The following is a 19853-nucleotide window of genomic DNA, read 5'->3' as shown; positions in this document are numbered from 1 at the left end:
CGACCTGTTAACGCCCGGTCCCGGCGGGCACGGATCCGCGGCGTGCGTGCATGCCGGCATGCCAGTGCTCGATCAGCGCGCGCGCGATCGAGAGGGTCGGTGACAGCAGCAGACCTTCCCCGTCGTCGCCTTCGCGGGCGAGTGCGGCATCGATCTCGTCGAACGTGAACCAGCGTGCGTCCTCGAGTTCGCCATCGACCTGGGGAGCATCGGGTTCAGCGTCCGCGCAGAAACCGAGCATCAAGGCACCGGGGAACGGCCACGGCTGCGAGCCGAGGTAGCGGCACGCGCGTACGCGTACCTGCGTCTCCTCGAGCACTTCGCGCGCAACGGTCTGCTCCAGCGTCTCGCCCGGCTCCACGAAACCGGCCACCACCGAATACCGTCTTGCGGGCCAGGAGGCCTGTCGGCCCAGCAGCAGGCGCTCGCCATCGCTGACGGCGACGATGACGGCCGGGTCGACGCGCGGATAGTGGTCCTTGCCGCATTGCGTGCAGTGCGCGGTGTAGCCGGCGCGGCGGAAGGTGATGTCGCCACCGCAGGCGCTGCAGAAGCGGGTGGACGACTGCCAGTGCAGCAGCGCGCGCGCCATCGCGAAGACGCCGGACTCGAACGCAGGCCAGGTGGCGGCGGCGCGGCGCAGGTCGCGCCAGCCGAGCGCATCAAGGGCATGATGCCGGGCATGCGCGGCAAACCACGCCACGCCATCCCGCAGTCCGAGGAACAGGCTGGCACCGGGGCCGCCCCCCAGCGACGCGCCTTCAACGGCCTGCAATGCACCGTCGGCATGCGTGAGCGCACGTCCTTCGTCGTCGAGCACCATCACCCGCGCGGACGGCCACAGGCGCGCGAGCGCCTCGGCGTCATCGCGAATCGCGTCGGCGCGGTCCAGCGTATCGCCTGCGAAGGCGAAGCCGGACAACGGCATGGCGAGGGAATCGGGACCTGTCACGGAACGCGGCAGGCCGGACGTCACATGCTGAAACTGCTGCCGCAGCCGCAGGTGGTCTTGGCGTTCGGGTTGCGGATGACGAACTGCGCGCCCTGCAGGCTCTCGCTGTAATCCACTTCCGCTCCCATCAGGTACTGCAGGCTCAGCGGATCGACCAGCAGGGAGACGCCATCGGTGTCGACGGCGACGTCGTCATCGGCGCGGTTCTCGTCGAATTCGAAGCCGTACTGGAAGCCGGAGCAGCCGCCGCCCTGGATGTAGACACGCAGGGCCAGGGCGTCGCTGCCTTCTTCCTGGATCAGCTCGCGCACCTTCGCCGCCGCGGCGGGCGTGAAGTTCAGCGGGCGGTCGATGGACTGGTAGTCGGGCGCGGCCGCCGCGGTGGGCAGGGAAACAACGGTGGTCATGGGGCAAGGATGGGGGCTGGCGGAAGGCAGTTCAAGCTCAACGCGTCGCGGCGCCCTCGCCGGCGCCTTCCTTGGCCGTGGCCTGCGCCCAGGGAAACGACTGTTCCACGGCGGCACCGCTCTGCGGCACCACGCGGGCGATGACGCGGACCGGCTTGAAGCCCGGCGGCAGCAGCAGGTCGCCTTCGACCTGCTGGAAGTATTTGAAGGAGTACGGCACGCCCGGCGCATTCGGCTGCTGGCGCAGGTCTGCCCAGCCCAGCCGGCGCAGCTTGCCGGCTTCGGTGCCTTCCACCGACACCAGCAGGCGACCGGCGTTCACCGCGCCGCGATTGAGGTTCTGGGTGAGGGTGGCGGTGAAGTGCCAGGCCTGTTCGTCCTGCGGCTGCAGGGTCAGTTCGTGCACGGACAGGCCGCGGCGCTGCCCGGTGGCGCCGACGAAGCGCTCGTAGAAGGCGACATCGGCACGCAGGCCGGCGATCTCCTCATCACGCTCGGACAGCGCGGCCTGCAGGTCGCGGTTGGCATCACGACTGATCTGGTCGGAGCGCGACAGCGTGGCGACCTGCTGTTCAAGCGATTCGATGCGTTGCTGCTGGCTGCGCATCTGCGCCGGCGTAGGCCCCTCGTCGGCCGCTCCCGCCACGGCATGCCACAGGGCCCAGCCAGCCAACGCCAGCACCACGACCACCACCACGATGGCGATGACCGGCCCCCGCTTGAAGCGGGGCGGTGGGACGGTCGGCGGGAGGGGCCTAGCGTTCATGGCCGCAGGATAGCGCGGCCGTTCCCAGCGGGCTCTGAATGGCGCCGTCAGGCGTCGGCGGTGGCCCAGGCCTCGGGCGCTGTCGCCTGATGCTCGCCGTGGCCCGCGGACACTGCGTCCGCATGCACCAGGCGGCCGGTCAGCTGCGCGCCGGCGCTCATCTCGACGACCTTGTAATGCAGGTTGCCCTGCACGCGGGCCTTGGGAGCCAGTTCGATACGTTCGAGCGCGTGGACGTCGCCGGTCATGCGGCCGTTGATCACCACCACCGGCACCTGCACCTCGCCTTCGATGCTGCCCTGCTCGGCGAGCGTCAGCACGGCGCGCTCGCCGGCTTCGGCGATCACCTTGCCCTGGATATGGCCTTCCACGTACAGGCCACCACTGAACACCACATCGCCGCGGATGGTGACCTGCGGGCCGATCAGGGTGTCGATGGCGCCCACGTCGGGACGGATGGGCTTGGTCTTGAACATGTCACTTGCCTCCTGCGGCTGTGGCGGTCTTCCAGTCGAGGGCCTGCTCTACCGCGGCATCTTCGCCGTGCAGGGACACCTTGACGCGCTGCGGGGTGAAATCGGGCGGTAGCATCACGTTGCCATCCAACTGCTGGAAATATCGGAAGGAATACGCCTGCGCCGGCGCGCTGCGCTGCTGGTGCAGTTCGTCCCACTGCACGGCGGCCAGCTTGCCCGCACGCACGCCTTCGACGGTGAACCGCATCTGGCCCTCGCTGATCGCTCCCCGGTTCATCGTCTGGGTCAGCATGATCTGGTAACGCCAGGTGCCGCCGGCCTCGGGCACGAACTCGGCCACGTGCACGGTCAGGCCCTTGCGCTGGCCGGTCGAACCGACCAGGCGCTCGTAGAAGGCGATGTCGGCGCGCAGCGCGGCGATTTCCTCGTCGCGCTCGGCCAGCGCCTCCTGCACTTCGGCGTTGGCGGCACGGCTAATCTGGTCGGAGCGGGCGAGCGTGGATTCGCGCTGGCGCAGGGTGTTCAACTCCGCCTGTACCGCCTTGATGCCGCGCTCGGCACGCTCACGTGCGGCGTCGGCCTGCGCCAGCCGCGGCGCGGCCGTATGGGTGGCCGCCCACCACACGCCGGCCACGCTGAGCACCCAGGCCAGCCCGAACAGGAGCGAGGTGCCGCGACGGCGGACGGCCGCATCGCGCGGCACGATCCGGAAGCGGGAAGAAACAGGCGCAGCCATGACGGACAAGCGGCGGACGGCGCTCAGCCGGCAGCCAGACGGGACCCCTATACTCGCCGCAGTGGCGCGAGCCCCAGAGTTTAACGGGAGTGGCCGGGATGTCCGAAGCGCATCTGTTCGTAATTGGGATCCTGTTGGCATGGATGGCCGGGATCCGCGTCTACCTTACGGTCTTCGGCGTCGGCCTGGCCGGCGCGCTGGGCTGGCTCGACCTGCCGCCGGCCCTGCAGGCGACGGAATCCTGGTGGGTGCTGGGTACGTCCGGGGCGCTGGCACTGACCGAGTTCTTCGCCGACAAGATTCCGGGCGTGGACTCGGGCTGGGACCTGCTGCAGACGCTGGCGCGCGTACCGGCCGGCGCCTTCCTCGCCGCAGCCACCCTCTCGCCGGACGGCCAGCTCAGCGGCGGCGTGCTGGCGGCCGGCGCCGGCGTGGCACTGACCAGCCATGTATTGAAGAGCGGCACCCGCGCCCTGATGAACACCTCCCCGGAGCCGGTCAGCAACTGGGCCGCCTCGATCACCGAGGACGCCGTGGTGGTGGGCGGGCTGGCGTTGGCCTTTGCGCACCCCTGGATTGCGTTGTGTCTGGTGATCGGCGCGTCGCTGCTGATCGCCGTCGCGGTGTGGTGGGTCTGGCGCAAGGTGACGCGCGGATTGAAGCGGCTGCTGCAGACCACGCCTCCGGTGCACGCACCACCGCCGGCTTCCGGCCCGTGACAGGCGCGCGTGCATCGGGGATCATGGCTCTGCCTCGGCCGTGAACTTCATCGCATAATGGGGCTCAGCTTGGGGAAGCCTGATGTCCACCGTCGATTCCACGTCCCGCCCGCAGGATGAGCCTTCACGCTCGCGCCTGCGCGCAGAAACTCCACCGGCGCACTACTGGCGCCGTTGGGTGGACGACGCCGCCCCTGCGGACGCGGCGGATACGCCCGCCGCCGGAGAGCCCACCGAGATGACCCCACCGCCCCCCCCACCGTCCGCGACGCCGCCGGCAAGCCCGCCGCCAACCGTGCCAGCCGCTGCGACGCCGGCCATGCCGCCGGAACCGGTCGATCCGGAATCCCCGTACCGGGTGCTGATCGTCGAGGACGACCGCGGCCAGGCGCTGTTCGCCCAGAGTGTGCTGCATGGCGCCGGCATGCAGGCCGAGGTGCAGATGCAGTCCGACGGGCTGCTCGACACGATGCGCCGCTTCCGCCCCGACCTGGTGCTGATGGACCTGCACATGCCCGGCAAGGACGGCATGTCGCTGACCATGCTGTTGCGGCAGCAGCCGGAATACCTGCACCTGCCGATCGTGTTCCTGACCGGCGATCCGGATCCGGAGCGCCAGTTCGAGGTGCTCGAAAGCGGTGCCGACGACTTCCTCAACAAGCCGATCCGGCCACGCCACCTGATCGCGGCGGTGTCCAACCGCATCCAGCGCGCGCGCCAGCGCAACCAGGCGCTGCAGTCGCCGCGTCCGTCGATGAACACCGACACCGGCCTGCCGACACGCACCTTCGTGCTGCAGCAGCTGACCGACACGCTGCAGCGGCAATCGCGCGGCGGTGTGTTCTTCGTGGAGGTCAACAGCGCGCTGAGTCTGCGCGAGCGCTATGGCTACGCGGTGTTCGAGCATTTGATGAGCCAGGCCGGCCGGCAGTTGGCGGCCGCGGCGTCGCCGAATCCGGTCGCCCGCCTCAACGACAACAGCTTCCTGATGCTGGCCGACAGCGTCGACGAAACCACCCTGGCAGCGCTGGCGCAGCAGTTGCGCGACGGACTGGCCGGCCATGACTTCCAGACCCGCCCCAACGAAAACCTCAAGCTGCGCGGCTCAGTCGGCTACACCGCCCTGTCGCTCGGTTTCGCCGATGCCGGCAGCGCGCTGGAGGCGATCGAACGCGCCGTACTCCAGGCCCGCCTGAAATCCGACAGCCTGGCCGAGTACGTGCCCGCTGAAGTCGATGACGAAGCGCCACGCATCTCGCTGGAGGACGGGCAGTTCGAGCTCGCCTACCAGCCCATCGTCGCCGTCGCGGGCAGCGACCAGGCGCAGTACCAGGTGCTGCTGCGGATGCGGCAACCGGACGGTTCGCTGCTGCCGGCGTCGCAGGTCATCCCGGCGGCGGAGCTGGCCGGCGGCATCGCCCAGATCGACCATTGGGTGCTGGAGCACGCGCTGTTCGTGCTGGCCGAGCGGCAGGCGGCGGGACCGTCGCTGCGCCTGTTCGTGTCGCAGTCGCCGCGCTCGCTGGCGCGCGAATCGCACGCATCGTGGCTGCTCGATGCGCTGCGTGCGCGCGGCATCGAAGGCACCTCGCTGGTCATCGATCTGCGCCTGGCCGACGCCCTGATCCACACGGTGACGCTGCGCCAGTTCTGCCAGCAGCTGATGCCGGCCGGCGTGCAGTTCTGCCTCAGCCAGTTCGAACCGGGTGCGGAAGCCGATGCCCTGCTCACGCAGCTGCCGCTGGGGTTCGTCCGCGTCTCCAGCAAGTACGCCAGCGCGCACGCCGACCCGGTGCTGCGCGACCAGTTGCGCGGCATCATCGACAACGCCCATCGCCAGGGACTGCAGGTGATCGGCCAGCAGATCGAGGACCCGCAGGCCGCTGCCGCCATGTGGATGGGCGGCGTCGATTTCATCCAGGGCAACTTGGTGCAGGCCGTCGGCAGCGAACTCGGCTTCGACTTCCATAACGCGGTGCTGTAACGATGCCCACGGCCGGTCGCATGCCGGTGATGCCCTGGGTAACGGTGGTTTGCGCCACCGCGTCGATCGTCTCGCTGGGCCTGCATTGGGCGGGTCAACCCGGCCCGTGGCTGCAGGTGGCCGCAGGCGCCGGCGGCGCGAGCGTCGTGGCGGCGATCCTGTCGGCCCTGCATCTGCGCGCAGAAGTCCACCGTCATGCCGGCATCCACGCGCGCGCCGCCATGGCCGAGTCCGAGCGCGACAGCCTGCAGCGTGATCTGCAGCGCCACGATCGCCTCGAGCAGGAACTGATGCGCGCCAAACAGGCCGCCGAGTCGGCCGCAATGGCGAAGGGCGAGTTCCTGGCCACCATGAGCCACGAAATCCGCACGCCGCTCAACGGCATCGTGCCGATGCTGGAAATGCTGTCGCGCGCGCCGCTGGCGCCGGACCAGCGCGAGATGCTGAGCACCGCCACGGCGTCGTCGCACCAGTTGCTGCGGATCGTCGATGACATCCTCGACTACTCCAAGCTCGAGGCCAACAAGCTCGACCTGGAGATCACCGGCTTCAACCTGCGCGAGCTGCTCGACGGCGTGCTGCAGCTGATGCACCGTCCGGCGGAGAACAAGGGCTTGCGGCTGAGCCTGCAGCTCGATCCCGCGGTCCGCCTGCCGGTGCGCGGCGACCCTGTGCGCCTGCGCCAGGTGCTCAGCAACCTGGTCGGCAACGCCATCAAGTTCACCGAGCGCGGCTCGATCACGCTGGTGGTGCGGCGGCTGGGCGAAACGGCCGCGCAACACCTGCTGCGGTTCGAGGTACGCGACACCGGCATCGGCATCGAAGAAGACGCCCGCCACCGCCTGTTCCATTCCTTCAGCCAGGCCGACGCTTCCACCACCCGCCTGTATGGCGGCACCGGCCTGGGACTGGCGATCTGCCGGCGCATCGTCGACCTGATGGGCGGCCGCATCGACGTCGTTTCTGAAGTCGGGCGCGGGTCGACGTTCTGGTTCGAAGTGCCGCTGATGAAGGTCATCGGCGACCTGCGCCAGCGCGACAACGGCGTCCTGGACCATGGCCGCGTGCTGATCGTGTCGGCCGAGGCCCGCCTGCGCCAGCGCCTCACGCTGCTGGCCACCAACTGGGGCATGCAGCCGGTCGCGGTCGAGACCACGCAGGAAGCGCTGGACCGCCTGCGGCTGGTGGGCGAACAGGGCCAGCAGGACTATCTGGCCGTCCTGGCCGACATCGGCAGCATCCGCAGCACCGCGCTGGCACTGCACCGCGCGATCACGCGGCGCCCGTCACCCGACGCGCTGCGGCTGGTATGGCTGTACGGCGACGACACGGTGCCTACCGAGCTGCATCCCCGCAGCACGCTGCTGTCGCGGCAATCGCCCGATGCGGACCTGCGCGCCGCGCTGACAGGTGCGGCACCGGAGCCGGATTCCGCCGCGGCCACGGTCGACATGGAAGAGATTTTTCCCGAACCGACCGGCATGCCGGAGCCGGGCGACGACGGCATGCTTCCCGCCATGCCCGAGGTACGGGACCAGCCCGTCGCGCCGCCCCTCGCGGCGAGCCTGGCGCCGGCGGCGACAGAACCGGAACCGGCCGTGGTCAGCGCCATGCGTACCGAACCACGCCTGCTGCTGGTGGAGGACAACCCGGTCAACCTGCTGGTGGCGCAGAAGCTGCTGTCCGCCCTCGGCTTCACCTGCGAGACCGCGGCCAACGGCGACATCGCCCTCAAGCGCATGCAGGTGGAGCACTTCGACCTGATCCTGATGGATTGCCAGATGCCGGTGCTGGACGGCTACGCGGCGACCCGCCGCTGGCGCGAACTGGAGGCGCAGCGCGCCGATGCCGGCCGCCTGCCGATCGTGGCGATGACCGCCAACGCCATGGCCGGCGACCGCCAGCGCTGCCTCGATGCCGGCATGGACGACTACCTGGCCAAGCCGGTATCGCGCGAGCAACTGGAAAGCTGCCTGCACCGCTGGTTGCCGGACCGCATGAACTTCGTGCTGCGCAACGCCGCGCTGGTCACGCCGGCGGAACCGCCTCTGCCCACGCCGGCCGTCGCCACCGCGCGCGCGCCATCGCCCAGTTTCCCGGTGCTGGACCAGACCATGCTGGAGGAACTGCGCGAGATCGCCGGCGATGAAACCACGCGCATCATCAGCATCTTCCTGGAAGACGCACCGCGCCTGATCGGCACGCTGGAAAAGGCGGCCGCCGTGCCGGACTTGGACGCGATGCGCGATGCCGCGCATACGCTCAAGTCCTCCAGCGCCAACGTGGGCGCCATGGCCCTGTCGGCTGCCGCCAAGCGAGTGGAACTGGGCGCACGCGCACGCAAGCTGGAGCGCCCCGCCGTGGCCGTCGCACTGGTCATCGCCGAATACGCGCGTGCGCGCATGGCGCTGCAGGGCTACGCAGCGCAGCAGCTGGGTCGCCCCCTGCTGGCCCAGCCCTCATCCGTTACGAACGCTCAGTCGTCGCCGTCGAGCTTGGTCAGCAGGTAGTTCGGCTCGCCGATCCGGTCGATCACCGACAGCTGCGTTTCCAGCCAGTCGATGTGCTCTTCCTCGGAATCCAGGATCTTGGCGAACAGCTGGCGGCTGACGTAGTCAGCCACCGACTCGCAGTAGGCGATCGCGTCACGCAGCAGCGGCAGCGCCTCCTGTTCCAGCGCCAGATCGCACTCGAGGATCTCGCGCGGCGTCTCGCCGATGCGCAGCTTGCCCAACGCCTGGAAGTTCGGCAGGCCATCGAGGAAAAGGATGCGTTCCGACAGCGCGTCGGCATGCTTCATCTCGTCGATGGATTCCTTGTACTCGTGCTCGGCCAGTTCCTTGAAGCCCCAGTTCTTCAGCATCTTGGCGTGCAGGAAGTACTGGTTGATCGCGGTGAGCTCGTTGTAGAGCGCCTTGTTGAGGTACTCGATGACCTTGGCGTCGCCTTTCATGGCCATGCTCCGTGGGCGGAAGGATGGCAAAGGTTAGCCGGCACACGCGCACCGTGTCGGAACGCGAATCGTGATCATTCTGGAGGGATGCCGCTGTCGACGGACGGCTGTCGCGCGCTCAGGCGGCGTGCGACAGCGTGAGGATCGGGAACAGGGACTCGCGTGGGACCGGTTGCGCGGCCTGCAGCACGTCCATCGCCATCTCCAGGCAGCTGCCGCAATTGGCGCCGGCGCCGGTGCGCATCGTCAGCTCGGCCACCGTGGCGCAACCGGCGGCGGCCGCTTCACGGATCTGGTGGTCGGTGATGCCGTTGCAGATGCAGACGTACACGATGGCGGGGCAAGGCGGCGGGCACGGAACGGCCCGGGAACATTTCACCCGCAATGAGAATGATTGTCAATTCTTGATGGACTCGCCGGCGCCGCCCCGTTTACGCGGCGGTTGGTCGCGCCCGCGGCGGCGGGCCAGGTCAGGCGCCCGCGGGGCGGGCATCTGCGGGGGAATCGCCTGCGGACCGGCGACGGTGCGCGCGAAGGTAGCCAAATGCTCCAGCGCGCTGGCGTACACCCGGCGCTTGAAGATGACCACATGGTCGAGCGGGTACCAGAAATCGACCCAGCGCCAGTGGTCGAACTCGGGACTCTCCGTGAGGTCCAGGCGCAGATGCGCCTCGTCGCCGACCAGGCGCAGCAGGAACCAGACCTGCTTCTGGCCGATGCAGACCTGCCGTTCGTTGCGCCGGATCGCGCGCGGCGGCAATCGATAGCGCAGCCAGCCGGGGGTGACGCCCAGCACTTCGACATGTTCGGGCAACAGGCCGGTTTCTTCGCGCAACTCGCGATACATGGCCTCGACCGGCGTCTCGTCCGTGTTCATGCCGCCCTGCGGGAACTGCCAGCCGTCCCGGCGCACCCGTCGCGCCCAGAACACCCGACCATCCGGCCGCATCAACACGATACCGACATTGGGTCGGTAGCCGTCCGGATCGATCACGATGCGGACTCCTGAAATCTACTGTCACCGACTCTGCCACGAGCCGCCGCAAGCGACAAGCGCGCCGCACCGGCTTGACAGGCAGGGGGTCGAAATGAAGAATACGCGGTTCACGCGGCTATGTAGCTCAGCCGGTTAGAGCACAGCACTCATAATGCTGGGGTCGGTGGTTCGAGTCCACCCATAGCCACCAGAATTTCTTTGAAATTCAACGCGTTAAAAAGAACCCGCCTCATGGCGGGTTTTTTGTTGGGCGTGATTTGGGCTTACGGGAGCGGGGGTGCCGATTTAGAGAAGGCTTAGAGCTAGAGCCTAGGGAAGCTCACTGGACACCAAGAGTATGTTTTTCCTGGAGTGCGCAACCCAAAGCGCTGTCCTTCCGAAAACACTATCGACGCCGCCCTGAGAAACCTTGGCTACGACGGAGACACTATGGTTGGGCACGGATTTCGCCACATGGCATCCACATTACTCAACACACTCGGGTTCAACCAAGATGAGACCGAGCGCCACCTCACGCACTATGTGCGCCTGGGCTATTCGAGAGTTCGACTCGATTCGCCACGACAACAGCTTGGCACTGCAATTGATCAGTTCAGGGCGCGCCACTCCATTGAGATACTCGTGCGGTCGCAAACCGGTTACCGAGCGGAACGCGCGCGTGAAGTGACTCTGATCGAAGTATCCGAGATCCGTAGCGATGGTCGCCAACGGAATGCCACCGGTTCGAAGCAGGCGTTTGGCCTCATGGACGCGTCGCCAGCGAACGTACTGCATGGTACTCATGCCCGTCTCCGCGCGGAATGCCCGAGCGAAATGAAACCTGCTGACGTGCGACGCCCTTGCGATGTCTTCCAGAGAAATAGGATCGCGGAAGCGGGCCTCTATGTAGATCAGCGCCAGCATCACGCAGCGGAACCTCGACCGGGCGCGCCGACCCAGCACGGGCTCCTGCCGTATCAAGGGTGACTCACCGGAAGACTTGCGCATCCGCAGGCGGTTCCTCTTGCGCGGCTGGGGAACATCGGTGCGTGTGCGGCGCGCGCATGCAGAGATCCACACTGCCAAGGTCGTGATGCTGCCAATGGCCGACGTCGGGGTTCGGGTCACTGCAGCGGCGCACGAGTAGCGGGTGGTGCGAGCCTGGGCTACGCGAGCGCTCCCGCATCCGCCGTGAGGGTCGCTCCGGTGATCACGCCTGCCGCGGGACTCGCGAGGAAGGCGACCGCATAGGCAATCTCCTCTGGTCGCGCGAAACGGCCGAGCGACGTCATGCTGCGTTGGAAATCGCCCGCAGGGCCATCCGCCGGATTGGCATCCGTGTCGGTGGAGCCGGGGTTCACCAGGTTCACGGTGATCCCCTTGGGACCGAGTTCTCGTGACAGACCGCGGGTGAACGCGACCAGCGCCGCTTTCGTCATCGCATAGGCGGTCACGCCAGGAAACGGGACGCGCTCGGACAAGCCAGAGCCGATCGTGATGATTCGCCCACCCTCGGCCAGGTGCGGTATCACTGCCTTGGAGAACAAGACCGGGCCCCGCACATTCGTATCCATGAGACGCTGATACTCGTCCATATCAAGATCTTCGATCGTCCCGCTATGGGCGATCGCCGCACTGTTCACGAGAATGTCGAGCCCGCCCAGGAATTCGATGGCCTCGCTCACCGAGCGTGGGATGGCGGCAGGCTCGGCGCTGTCGGCGTGGAGGGCGATGGCACGCCGTCCGGTGCCTTGCATCGAGGTGGCCAACGCCCGCGCCTTGTCGCCCGAAGCGCGATAGGTAAACGCTACGTCGGCGCCACCTTCTGCCAGAGCTTTCACAATTGCCGCGCCGATGCCACGAGCGCCGCCGGTCACCAATGCGCGTTTTCCAATCAAGTTGATCATGTCGACCCTGTCGATGAGAGGCACCGGGACGCGCCTTGCGAAAGGCGCGCACGGAACCAGGTGGACTGCTTGGCCATGCCAAGATGCGTCACCAGTATCACGCCTGCCGACGCGTTCGACACTGGCCGTTCTTGCCGGGAACAGTTCGAAATTGCTGTCGGATCTCAGGAGCATCATGCCGCCGCGCGGGCGTCCGATGCCGCACTGTCAGGAGCGTCGATCCCGGCGCCATGCTGCGGGTGTGGCGCCAGTGAGTTTTCGGAATGTCCGGCCGAAATGCACAGCGTCCGCAAATCCTGTCGCCTCGGCTACGCTCTCCAGTGAGGCGCTCGTGGTCAGGAGCAGGCGTTGTGCGCGCTGGATCCTGGATCGGAGTTGCCATTGATAGGGCGCCAGTCCCGTAGACGCCTTGAATGCGCGGCTGTAGTGATACGGCGAGAGCCCTGCATGAGAAGCCAGGGTAGCGAGTTCGATCCGGCGCGGCATACTGGCCTCCAGATAGCTGATGGCGTTTCGCAACTGCACGGGAGAGAGTCTTGACGGTCCCCGTGCCACGACCTTGCTGCGGGAGAAGAATCTCGCCGCGAACGCGGTGATCAGCCCATCGCCGTAGAGCTGGTCGCCGGCATCCTGATCAGATACGGCGTCTGCGATGAGTTGCATCAACGTCGAAAGTTTCTCGTCCGAGAATCGGAGATCCGGTACGGACGCAGCATCCGTGTGCTTGATATGGCAGCGTTCGGCGAGCTCTTTCGCGTCGAACGAGACGCGTATGTCCCTTGCATAGCGGATGTCCTTGCTGAAGCCCCAGATGTCCATGCCCGCCGGGACGAAGTTCAACTGCTTCGGCCTGTAATCGACCGTGCACGCCGTGGAGCGTTTCAACCTGGGCTCTGAACGATGCTCGCCCACTTCCTCGAGGATCATGCCGACCCGGGCATTCTCCTGGTGAGGAACCTCGTACATGACGCGACCCGAGCAGGTGAAGTCTGTCAGGAGCGCATTCACACCGCTCCAGCTGCGAGCGATGCTGTGGACGCTCACCAAGTTTTCCAGAATGGGGGAGACGTTCTGCATGGACGGGCTCGCTCGATCTTTCATGGTGCATGCACCGACTGCTGTCATTGATACCAAGGCGTCTTCGCACCCCTACGATTCCGTCAGGAACCCTGGCGCAGCTTGTGGCGTGGCGAGGCCTGCGGCGATTGCGTGGCGCTCCGATTCCTGAAGCGCGCCGCCTTCTGGCGGTTACCGCACTGGGCCATGCTGCACCAGCGCCGCTTGTGCGACTTGGTGCGGTCGTAGAACCACAGGATGCAATCCGGGTGCTCGCACTGCCTGACCAGGGCGAAGTCGCCTTCCGCGAGCAGCTGGGCCGCCGCTTCGGCGACCGGGCCGAGCAGTGAGGCGGCGCCGTCCCCACGTGCGACACGGCGCAAGGCCATCCCACCCGCCTCGTCCCGCTGCAGAAACGGAGACGTCACGTACGCCTGCAGGTACGCGTTGAGGTCGTCGATGCCGACCTTTTCGCCTTGCTTGCGCGCAACGACCGCTTCCCGCACCGCCGCCCTCAGCGTGCGGCCATGCATCAGCAGGTCCGGAAAAACCTGGCCGGTCGCATTCGCCGACGTGACGCCCTGGCGCACCAGCCAGCGGTGGACATCCTCGGAGGTCGCCCAATGGTCGACCACATGGCCCTGGCTTCTTGCCTCCGTGTTGAGCAGATCCAACGCCAGATGGTCGCCCAGCTGGGGGGCTTCGGCCGCGCCATCCGCCTCGCCTGACTCAACTGTCTCCATGAGAATAACCTCTTAAATGCCTATTGACAGGTTACCACGACAAGCGCAGGCTATGCCCAAGTAACCTATAAATTTAGTTTATATAGGTTACCTCCATTCAGCCTACTTCCCTCGAGAGAACCGTCATGAGCCTCAAAAGCTTGCTTCTGGTTGCCGCCACGCTCGGCACTGCCCTACCCGCGGCCGCGGCCGAGCCCGACAGCGAGATCCACTACCGCACCGCCGACATCCGGGGCGTCAACGTCTTCTATCGCGAAGCCGGACCGGCGGACGCCCCTGCGGTCCTCCTGCTCCATGGGTTTGGTGCCTCCTCACACATGTTCCGGGACCTGATCCCGGTCCTGGCGCAGCGCTACCGCGTGATCGCCCCCGACCTGCCGGGCTTCGGGCAGACGACGGTCGAGCCGGGCGTCGCATTCGACTACACGTTCGACAACGTGGCTTCCGTCATCGATGCCTTCACGGTCGCAAAGGGCCTGGATCGCTATGCGATCTACGTGTTCGACTACGGCGCACCGGTCGGCTGGCGCCTGGCGGTGGCCAACCCGACCAAGATCACCGCCATCGTCAGCCAGAATGGCAATGCCTACGAAGAAGGCCTGAGCGCTGGCTGGGCCGACATGCGCAAGGCATGGGCCGAGCCCACCGCGGAAAACCGCGAAGCGCTACGTCGTTTCAACACGCCCGACATGATCAAGTGGCAGTACACCGAAGGCGTTCGCGACACCTCACTGATCGCACCCGAGAGCTATCAACTGGCGTCCGCCGCGATCGCGCGCATCGGGGTCGAACCGCAGATGGACCTGCTTCTGGACTACGGCAGCAATGTTCGGCAATACCCGCAGTTGCATGCCTTCTTCCGCCAGTACCAGCCGCCGACGCTCGCGATCTGGGGCAAGAACGATCCGTTCTTCCTCCCTGCCGGTGCGGACGCCTTCAAGCGCGACAACCCCAGGGCAGAGGTGCGGTTCCTGGATACCGGCCACTTCGCCATCGAGACCCACGGCGGCGAGATCGCGGTCCGCATGATGGAGTTCCTCGACCGCAACGTGTCGCGGTAACTATAAGAACCTCTGAGCGACCGACTAGCTTTCCGTAGACGCTCGCTCGCCACTCTGCGCGTAGCGACTTCCGACATGCAGCGACCTGGAACGAGTCGAGGTATGTACTGCGCCTGGAGTGGGTCAGTCAGAAGGGAGGGCTAGCGTTCCAGAACGAAGAACATCGCGATCCTCGCGGACACATGTCTTCCGGTAGCGCAACGCCCCGCGCGTTTAACGCAACGCTTGCTAGACTCGGCGACGCACGACATTCATGCAGCTCTGTCCCTTTCACTGCCATGAGGATCCGAACGATGCGCAAGGGCTCTACGTTGTTGGTCGACGCGCTGGAGAACGAAGGCGTGGACCGCATCTTCGGCGTGCCGGGCGAGGAGAATCTCGATTTCCTGGAATCGCTGCGGAATTCGCGCATCGAGCTGGTGCTGACGCGTCATGAGCAGGCCGCGGCCTTCATGGCCGCGACGCATGGACGGCTCACTGGCCGGCCCGGCGTTTGCCTGGCCACGCTGGGTCCGGGCGCGCTGAACTTCTCCACTGGTGCGGCGTACGCGCATCTGGGCGCCATGCCGTTGATCCTGATCACCGGCCAGAAGGCCGTGATGAGCGCCAAGCAGGCCCGCTTCCAGATCGTCGACATCGTCGCGTCGATGAAGCCGCTGACCAAGATGACGCGCCAGATCGTCAGCGCGGCCTCCATTCCCGCCACCGTGCGTGACGCGTTCCGCGTGGCCATGGAAGAGAGGCCGGGCCCGGTGCATCTCGAGCTGCCGGAGGACGTCGCTGCCGAAGAGGTCGAGCACGCGCCGGTGATTCCGGTCCATCCGATCGAGCGTCCGCTCGCCGCGCCTGCCGCGCTCGACCGGGCCGCGCAGGCGATTCTCGACGCGAAGCGACCGCTGGTGATGATCGGCGCGGCCGGCAGTCGGCCGTGGCTGACCGAAGCGCTGTCGACCTTCGTCACGCGTACCCGCCTGCCCTTCTTCAACACGCAGATGGGCAAGGGTGCGGTGACCGGCGGTTCCAACCTGTACATGGGCACCGCCGCCCTGTCGGAAGGCGACTATGTCCACGAAGCGGTTGCGCGCGCCGACCTGATCATCGCCATCGGCCATGACACGGTCGAGAAGCCGCCCTTCCTGATGAAGCGCAGCGGCGTACCGCACGTCATCCACGTCGGCTACCAGTCCGCCACGGTCGAACAGGTCTACCACCCGGACATCGAGGTGATCGGCGATATCGGCAGCTCGGTCGAAGCGCTCGCCGAGCGGCTCGACGGCCGCCTGTCCGCCGATGAAGGGATGATCGAACTGCGCCAGAAGATCCTCGCCCGCCTCAACGACCGCGCCGAGGAGGATCGCTTCCCGGTCACGCCGCAGCGCCTGGTCCACGATGTGCGCACGGTCATGCCGGACGACGGCATCGTCTGCCTCGACAACGGCATGTACAAGATCTGGTTCGCCCGCAACTACCGCACGCATGTAGCCAATACGCTGCTGCTCGACAACGCGCTCGCCACGATGGGCGCCGGCCTGCCCTCGGCGATGATGGCGGCGATGCTCCATCCGCAGCGCCGGGTCATGGCCGTCTGCGGCGATGGCGGCTTCATGATGAATTCGCAGGAGATGGAAACGGCGGTGCGGCTCGGACTGAACCTGGTCGTGGTGATCCTCAACGACGGTGCCTACGGCATGATCCGCTGGAAGCAGGCGGTCGACGGCTTCGAGGACTTCGGCATGCGCTTCGGCAATCCGGACTTCGTGCGCTATGCCCAGGCCTATGGCGCGAAGGGATCGCGGGTGACGGCGGTCGAAGATCTCGTGCCGACGCTCGAAGCCGCCTTCACCGGCGGCGGAGTCCATCTGGTCGATGTACCCATCGACTATTCCGAGAACACCCGCGTGCTGGTCGACGAGTTGCGCAACCGGACGCCCGACGTGGAGTGCTCGTAGGCGGACACGGCCGCGCGCGTTCTTCCCGTACCCAAGCAAGGAATCCAAGATGTTGACCGTCGTACAGGCCTTCGACCGCACGCCCATCGCAGAGATCGGCGTTGACGATGCCGCGGCCCTGGAACGCAAGCTGCAAGTTGCCGAACGCGTATTCAAGGATCGCGACGGCTGGCTGAAACCGCATCAGCGCGTGGCCATCCTGCGCAGGCTGGCCGCGTTGATGGAGGACCGGCGCGACCACCTGGCCCTGCAGATCGCGCGCGAAGGCGGCAAGCCGCTGGCCGATGCCATCGTCGAGACCACGCGCGCCATCGACGGCGTCCACAATGCCGCCGACGAACTGCGCAACTTCGCGGGCCGGGAAATCCCGATGGGTCTGTCCGCCGCTGCGGAGAATCGCTGGGCGTTCACCACCAAGGAGCCAATCGGCCTCGTGGCGGCGATCTCGGCGTTCAATCATCCGCTGAACCTGATCGTCCACCAGGTCGCGCCCGCCATCGCGGTCGGTTGCCCGGTGATCGTCAAGCCGGCGAGCACGACGCCGCTCTCCTGCCTGGAGTTCGTTGCGCTGGTCCATGAGGCCGGCCTGCCCGAGCCCTGGTGCCAGAGCTTCGTGCCGGAAGGCAATGACCTGGCCGAACAGCTGGCGACCGATCGCCGCGTCGCTTTCCTCAGTTTCATCGGCTCGGCCCGGGTCGGCTGGTCGCTGCACGCCAAGCTCGCCCACGGGGCGCGCTCGGCGCTGGAACATGGCGGCGCGGCGCCGGCCATCGTCGACCGCAGCGCCGACCTCGACCGGATCATCGAGCCGATCGTGAAAGGCGGGTATTACCATGCCGGCCAGGTCTGCGTGTCGACGCAGCGCGTCTATGTGCACCGCGACATCGCCGACGACTTCACGCAGCGGCTGATCGCGCGTGTCGAACGCCTGCGTACCGGCGACCCCACGCTGAAGGACACCGAGGTCGGTCCGCTGATCCTGCCACGCGAAGCCGACCGCGTTGCGGAATGGATCAAGGACGCAGTCGAGGGCGGCGCCACGCTCGCCACCGGGGGGGCACGCCAGTCGGAGACCACGCTGCAACCGACGGTGCTGCTCGACCCCGCGGCCGACGCGCGGATCTCCCTGCAGGAGGTCTTCGGTCCGGTGGTCGCGGTCTATCGCTACGGCGATCTCGACGAGGCGATCGCGCGCGCGAACGCCCTGCCTACCGCCTTCCAGGCCAGCATCTTCGCCCAGGACATCGATGTCGCGCTGCGCGCGGCCAACCGTCTGGATGCGTCGGCGGTGATGATCAACGACCCCACCGCCTTCCGCACCGACTGGATGCCGTTCGCCGGTCGCCGCGAATCCGGATACGGCACGGGCGGCATCCCGTACACCATGCGCGACATGACGCAGGAAAAGATGATCCTAATGCGCAGGGGCTGACCCGGACAGGTACGCACCCACGCAACGTCGCCGCGGGCCACGGCTGACGCAAAAGAAAACGGCAGGGATTACGCCCTGCCGCGTGCATTCCCTTGCTGCCTCACCTCAGCGAGGCCTGGGTTCGGGCAGGTTGACCTTGTCGATGCCATGGATTACGCCGTTCCTGGCCATGATGTCGGGACGCGTGATCTGCGCATCGCCGATGCTCACGTGCCCGCTCGGCGTGCAGACATCTGCGGCTGTCTGGCGGCCGGCAACCACGTGGCGGTTCACCATCGCGGCGAGTTCGTCCCGGTTGCCGGGGTTGAGCAGGCGATCCAGCGTGCCATGCGGCAACTGCCGGAATGCCTCGTCCGTGGGGGCGAACACGGTGTAGGGACCCGCTCCGTTGAGCGAGGCGGTCAGGCCGGCCCTGTCGATCGCCTGCATGAAGGTGCGGAACGAATGCCGGCTCCTCAACGTCCCCAGCAGATCCTGCTGGAAGAGACCGGGCTTCTGCAGCATGTCCATGGCGTTTCCTGCGGGAGGGACCCGGCGTGGGTCGTGGCGAACGGTCGCGGCCGCAGCATCGACCTGGCACCAGGCCAGAGGCACGCACAATGCGGCAGAGAGGAAACGAGGATGACGCGCGGCTGTGCAGCCGATGGGGTCCTGCGCCGCGATCCGCACACTGTGCGCCTGTCGCCGTGACTGCCACGTGAGGCTTCGCGCGCGGAAACACACGGGGCGCGTCGCCGCGACGTGCTACCGTGGGTCCACGCGGAATTCCGAGGCTGGCTAACTTCCGCGCCCGCAGTGTGCCGGCTCGCACAAGATCGGGAGCCGCCATGAGCAGCAAGCCGCATCGCGTCGTTCTGGGCGCACACGCATTCCGCCGGATCGCTGTTCTGCTGGAGGACCGTGCCGTGGAGTGCGCGGAGAACGAGGGCTGGCCGATTCCGGCCGATGCGCGGGAACCGCCCCGCGTGGTCGCGCGTTCCGGCTTCGTGCAACGCGTCGCGGTGCTGTTCCGTCGATATGTCAGGAAGGAATGGCACTTCTGGTCGGGCAAGCGCGACATCCAGCGACGCATCAGGGTGCGCCCGTTCGTTCCGCTGCCTGCCGCGGGCGCCTCGCCATGAGCAGCATCTCGCTGCTCATCTCCCCGTTCGGCGTCGAGTCCATCGACGCGCGTCTGGATCCGGAGCGGGATTCGCGCGTCAACGCGTATCGACTGGTCCACGAACAGCAGGGGCCCGGTAGTGACGTGCGCTGGTTCTTCTTCGCCAAGGCCGACCTGTCGAAACCCGAAGCGATGGCGCGCGCGCAGCAGTGGTACGAGACCTCGCGGCATCCGGACTGGCCGGGCTTCAGGCACTAGGCCGGCCATCTCGCAGTAACCGACGGGCACCCACGCATGCGACGCGAACAGAAACAGGTCTTCCTGCTGCACCTGGGCAGCCGCCAGTCGATCGGGCCGGACGATCTGCGCGTCATCTGGGCGACCGCCTGCGAATCCGGCGATGTCCACGTGAGCCGTCGGGTGCAGCAGAGCAGCGTGGACGGAACGCGTCCCTGCTACGGCCTGTGGGTGCGCCGCACCTTCAACCGGGTTGCCGCCGAGGAGCGCCTGCGCGCGATGCTGGATGCGCGCGGCTATCTCTTCACGCTGACGCCGATGCCCATCTAGCGGCGAACGCGCGCGCATCACCCACCCCTTCACGCCCACCTCCCGGGGTGCGTGCAAGAATGGGTTC

General features: G+C 67.0%; 20 protein-coding genes, 1 tRNA gene and 2 pseudogenes. 10 read left to right on the top strand and 13 right to left on the bottom strand.

Annotation, left to right across the window (positions count from 1 at the left end):
* Positions 1–7: 7 nt before the first annotated feature.
* From nudC to ASD77_RS07870, 5 genes and pseudogenes are all read right to left on the bottom strand, one after another.
* Positions 8–928, bottom strand: a complete 921-nt coding sequence (nudC, locus tag ASD77_RS07890) for an NAD(+) diphosphatase (protein ID WP_055939709.1) — start codon at positions 926–928, stop codon at positions 8–10.
* A 44-nt stretch (positions 929–972) separates the two neighbouring features.
* On the bottom strand, positions 973–1359 hold the full coding sequence (erpA, locus tag ASD77_RS07885; protein WP_055939707.1) for an iron-sulfur cluster insertion protein ErpA: 387 nt from the start codon (positions 1357–1359) through the stop codon (positions 973–975).
* 37 nt (positions 1360–1396) lie between these two features.
* Positions 1397–2125, bottom strand: coding sequence for a DUF6776 family protein (locus ASD77_RS07880; RefSeq protein WP_200947368.1), 729 nt, complete (start codon positions 2123–2125; stop codon positions 1397–1399).
* A gap of 122 nt (positions 2126–2247) precedes the next feature.
* A pseudogene (locus tag ASD77_RS07875) lies at positions 2248–2601 on the bottom strand (polymer-forming cytoskeletal protein); the annotation flags it as partial.
* 1 nt (position 2602) lies between these two features.
* Complete coding sequence (locus tag ASD77_RS07870; protein WP_055939701.1) at positions 2603–3337, bottom strand: DUF6776 family protein; 735 nt, start codon at positions 3335–3337, stop codon at positions 2603–2605.
* Between the two features lie 98 nt (positions 3338–3435).
* On the opposite strand from ASD77_RS07870, the gene ASD77_RS07865 reads away from it, so the two are divergent.
* The 3 genes from ASD77_RS07865 (at position 3436) to ASD77_RS07855 (ending at position 8550) form a co-directional block, all read left to right on the top strand.
* A complete protein-coding gene (locus ASD77_RS07865) occupies positions 3436–4056 on the top strand; it encodes a DUF4126 domain-containing protein (protein ID WP_055939700.1) in 621 nt (206 codons plus the stop codon).
* Between the two features lie 82 nt (positions 4057–4138).
* Positions 4139–6040: an EAL domain-containing protein gene (locus ASD77_RS07860; protein WP_055939698.1), complete on the top strand. Its 1902-nt coding sequence runs from the start codon at positions 4139–4141 to the stop codon at positions 6038–6040.
* A 29-nt stretch (positions 6041–6069) separates the two neighbouring features.
* A complete protein-coding gene (locus ASD77_RS07855; RefSeq protein WP_235578493.1) occupies positions 6070–8550 on the top strand; it encodes an ATP-binding protein in 2481 nt (826 codons plus the stop codon).
* Here ASD77_RS07855 and bfr read toward each other — a convergent pair.
* The 3 genes and pseudogenes from bfr to ASD77_RS07840 all read right to left on the bottom strand — a co-directional run.
* Positions 8517–8993 carry a bacterioferritin gene (gene bfr, locus ASD77_RS07850; protein WP_055941170.1) on the bottom strand — a complete coding sequence of 159 codons (477 nt, stop codon included), beginning with the start codon at positions 8991–8993 and terminating at the stop codon, positions 8517–8519. The genes ASD77_RS07855 and bfr overlap by 34 nt on opposite strands.
* Positions 8994–9111: 118 nt before the next feature.
* Positions 9112–9324, bottom strand: a complete 213-nt coding sequence (locus ASD77_RS07845; RefSeq protein WP_055939696.1) for a (2Fe-2S)-binding protein — start codon at positions 9322–9324, stop codon at positions 9112–9114.
* A gap of 183 nt (positions 9325–9507) precedes the next feature.
* Positions 9508–9987: pseudogene (locus ASD77_RS07840) on the bottom strand (RNA pyrophosphohydrolase); the annotation flags it as partial.
* 116 nt (positions 9988–10103) lie between these two features.
* Here ASD77_RS07840 and ASD77_RS07835 point away from each other — a divergent pair.
* Positions 10104–10180, top strand: a tRNA-Met gene (locus ASD77_RS07835).
* Positions 10181–10455: 275 nt separating this feature from the next.
* Here the strand turns inward: ASD77_RS07835 and ASD77_RS07830 are convergent.
* The 4 genes from ASD77_RS07830 to ASD77_RS07815 form a co-directional block, all read right to left on the bottom strand.
* On the bottom strand, positions 10456–10893 hold the full coding sequence (locus ASD77_RS07830) for a helix-turn-helix transcriptional regulator (RefSeq protein ID WP_162247612.1): 438 nt from the start codon (positions 10891–10893) through the stop codon (positions 10456–10458).
* A gap of 242 nt (positions 10894–11135) precedes the next feature.
* Positions 11136–11876: an SDR family oxidoreductase gene (locus ASD77_RS07825; RefSeq protein WP_055941168.1), complete on the bottom strand. Its 741-nt coding sequence runs from the start codon at positions 11874–11876 to the stop codon at positions 11136–11138.
* 207 nt (positions 11877–12083) lie between these two features.
* Complete coding sequence (locus ASD77_RS07820; RefSeq protein ID WP_055939691.1) at positions 12084–12953, bottom strand: AraC family transcriptional regulator; 870 nt, start codon at positions 12951–12953, stop codon at positions 12084–12086.
* An 83-nt stretch (positions 12954–13036) separates the two neighbouring features.
* Complete coding sequence (locus ASD77_RS07815) at positions 13037–13606, bottom strand: ABATE domain-containing protein (protein WP_200947367.1); 570 nt, start codon at positions 13604–13606, stop codon at positions 13037–13039.
* Between the two features lie 194 nt (positions 13607–13800).
* On the opposite strand from ASD77_RS07815, the gene ASD77_RS07810 reads away from it, so the two are divergent.
* From ASD77_RS07810 to ASD77_RS07800, 3 genes are all read left to right on the top strand, one after another.
* Complete coding sequence (locus ASD77_RS07810; RefSeq protein WP_082563175.1) at positions 13801–14736, top strand: alpha/beta hydrolase; 936 nt, start codon at positions 13801–13803, stop codon at positions 14734–14736.
* A gap of 293 nt (positions 14737–15029) precedes the next feature.
* Positions 15030–16685: an acetolactate synthase large subunit gene (locus tag ASD77_RS07805; protein ID WP_055939687.1), complete on the top strand. Its 1656-nt coding sequence runs from the start codon at positions 15030–15032 to the stop codon at positions 16683–16685.
* Between the two features lie 49 nt (positions 16686–16734).
* Positions 16735–18117 (top strand): aldehyde dehydrogenase family protein, encoded by a 1383-nt coding sequence (locus ASD77_RS07800; protein ID WP_055939685.1) that lies wholly within the window; start codon positions 16735–16737, stop codon positions 18115–18117.
* 105 nt (positions 18118–18222) lie between these two features.
* Here ASD77_RS07800 and ASD77_RS07795 read toward each other — a convergent pair whose 3' ends face one another.
* Positions 18223–18627: a fasciclin domain-containing protein gene (locus ASD77_RS07795; protein ID WP_055939683.1), complete on the bottom strand. Its 405-nt coding sequence runs from the start codon at positions 18625–18627 to the stop codon at positions 18223–18225.
* Positions 18628–18944: 317 nt separating this feature from the next.
* On the opposite strand from ASD77_RS07795, the gene ASD77_RS07790 reads away from it, so the two are divergent.
* The 3 genes from ASD77_RS07790 to ASD77_RS07780 are packed head-to-tail and all read left to right on the top strand — an operon-like array spanning position 18945 to position 19786.
* Positions 18945–19238 (top strand): hypothetical protein, encoded by a 294-nt coding sequence (locus tag ASD77_RS07790; protein ID WP_055939681.1) that lies wholly within the window; start codon positions 18945–18947, stop codon positions 19236–19238.
* A complete protein-coding gene (locus ASD77_RS07785; RefSeq protein ID WP_055939679.1) occupies positions 19235–19477 on the top strand; it encodes a hypothetical protein in 243 nt (80 codons plus the stop codon). The genes ASD77_RS07790 and ASD77_RS07785 overlap by 4 nt, the downstream gene beginning before the upstream one ends.
* A 36-nt stretch (positions 19478–19513) precedes the next feature.
* Entirely contained in the window at positions 19514–19786 is a 273-nt protein-coding gene (locus ASD77_RS07780) for a hypothetical protein (RefSeq protein ID WP_055939677.1), read from the top strand.
* Positions 19787–19853 lie beyond the last annotated feature (67 nt).

This window comes from Pseudoxanthomonas sp. Root65, assembly GCF_001427635.1.
Lineage (GTDB): Bacteria > Pseudomonadota > Gammaproteobacteria > Xanthomonadales > Xanthomonadaceae > Pseudoxanthomonas_A.
The sequence above is the reverse complement of the archived record's forward strand: the minus strand, read 5'-3'. Positions and strand labels throughout refer to the sequence as shown.

What these genes read in the sequence shown, in the direction of transcription:
- ASD77_RS07880 (WP_200947368.1), bottom strand. Translation starts at nt 2,125, where the DNA reads ATGAACGCTAGGCCCCTCCCGCCGACCGTCCCACCGCCCCGCTTCAAG.
- bfr (WP_055941170.1), bottom strand. Translation starts at nt 8,993, where the DNA reads ATGAAAGGCGACGCCAAGGTCATCGAGTACCTCAACAAGGCGCTCTAC.
- ASD77_RS07860 (WP_055939698.1), top strand. Translation starts at nt 4,139, where the DNA reads ATGTCCACCGTCGATTCCACGTCCCGCCCGCAGGATGAGCCTTCACGC.
- ASD77_RS07865 (WP_055939700.1), top strand. Translation starts at nt 3,436, where the DNA reads ATGTCCGAAGCGCATCTGTTCGTAATTGGGATCCTGTTGGCATGGATG.
- ASD77_RS07855 (WP_235578493.1), top strand. Translation starts at nt 6,070, where the DNA reads ATGCCCTGGGTAACGGTGGTTTGCGCCACCGCGTCGATCGTCTCGCTG.
- ASD77_RS07790 (WP_055939681.1), top strand. Translation starts at nt 18,945, where the DNA reads ATGAGCAGCAAGCCGCATCGCGTCGTTCTGGGCGCACACGCATTCCGC.
- ASD77_RS07805 (WP_055939687.1), top strand. Translation starts at nt 15,030, where the DNA reads ATGCGCAAGGGCTCTACGTTGTTGGTCGACGCGCTGGAGAACGAAGGC.
- ASD77_RS07825 (WP_055941168.1), bottom strand. Translation starts at nt 11,876, where the DNA reads ATGATCAACTTGATTGGAAAACGCGCATTGGTGACCGGCGGCGCTCGT.
- ASD77_RS07810 (WP_082563175.1), top strand. Translation starts at nt 13,801, where the DNA reads ATGAGCCTCAAAAGCTTGCTTCTGGTTGCCGCCACGCTCGGCACTGCC.
- ASD77_RS07785 (WP_055939679.1), top strand. Translation starts at nt 19,235, where the DNA reads ATGAGCAGCATCTCGCTGCTCATCTCCCCGTTCGGCGTCGAGTCCATC.
- ASD77_RS07820 (WP_055939691.1), bottom strand. Translation starts at nt 12,953, where the DNA reads ATGCAGAACGTCTCCCCCATTCTGGAAAACTTGGTGAGCGTCCACAGC.
- ASD77_RS07780 (WP_055939677.1), top strand. Translation starts at nt 19,514, where the DNA reads ATGCGACGCGAACAGAAACAGGTCTTCCTGCTGCACCTGGGCAGCCGC.
- ASD77_RS07800 (WP_055939685.1), top strand. Translation starts at nt 16,735, where the DNA reads ATGTTGACCGTCGTACAGGCCTTCGACCGCACGCCCATCGCAGAGATC.
- ASD77_RS07830 (WP_162247612.1), bottom strand. Translation starts at nt 10,893, where the DNA reads ATGCTGGCGCTGATCTACATAGAGGCCCGCTTCCGCGATCCTATTTCT.
- ASD77_RS07795 (WP_055939683.1), bottom strand. Translation starts at nt 18,627, where the DNA reads ATGGACATGCTGCAGAAGCCCGGTCTCTTCCAGCAGGATCTGCTGGGG.
- ASD77_RS07870 (WP_055939701.1), bottom strand. Translation starts at nt 3,337, where the DNA reads ATGGCTGCGCCTGTTTCTTCCCGCTTCCGGATCGTGCCGCGCGATGCG.
- nudC (WP_055939709.1), bottom strand. Translation starts at nt 928, where the DNA reads ATGCCGTTGTCCGGCTTCGCCTTCGCAGGCGATACGCTGGACCGCGCC.
- erpA (WP_055939707.1), bottom strand. Translation starts at nt 1,359, where the DNA reads ATGACCACCGTTGTTTCCCTGCCCACCGCGGCGGCCGCGCCCGACTAC.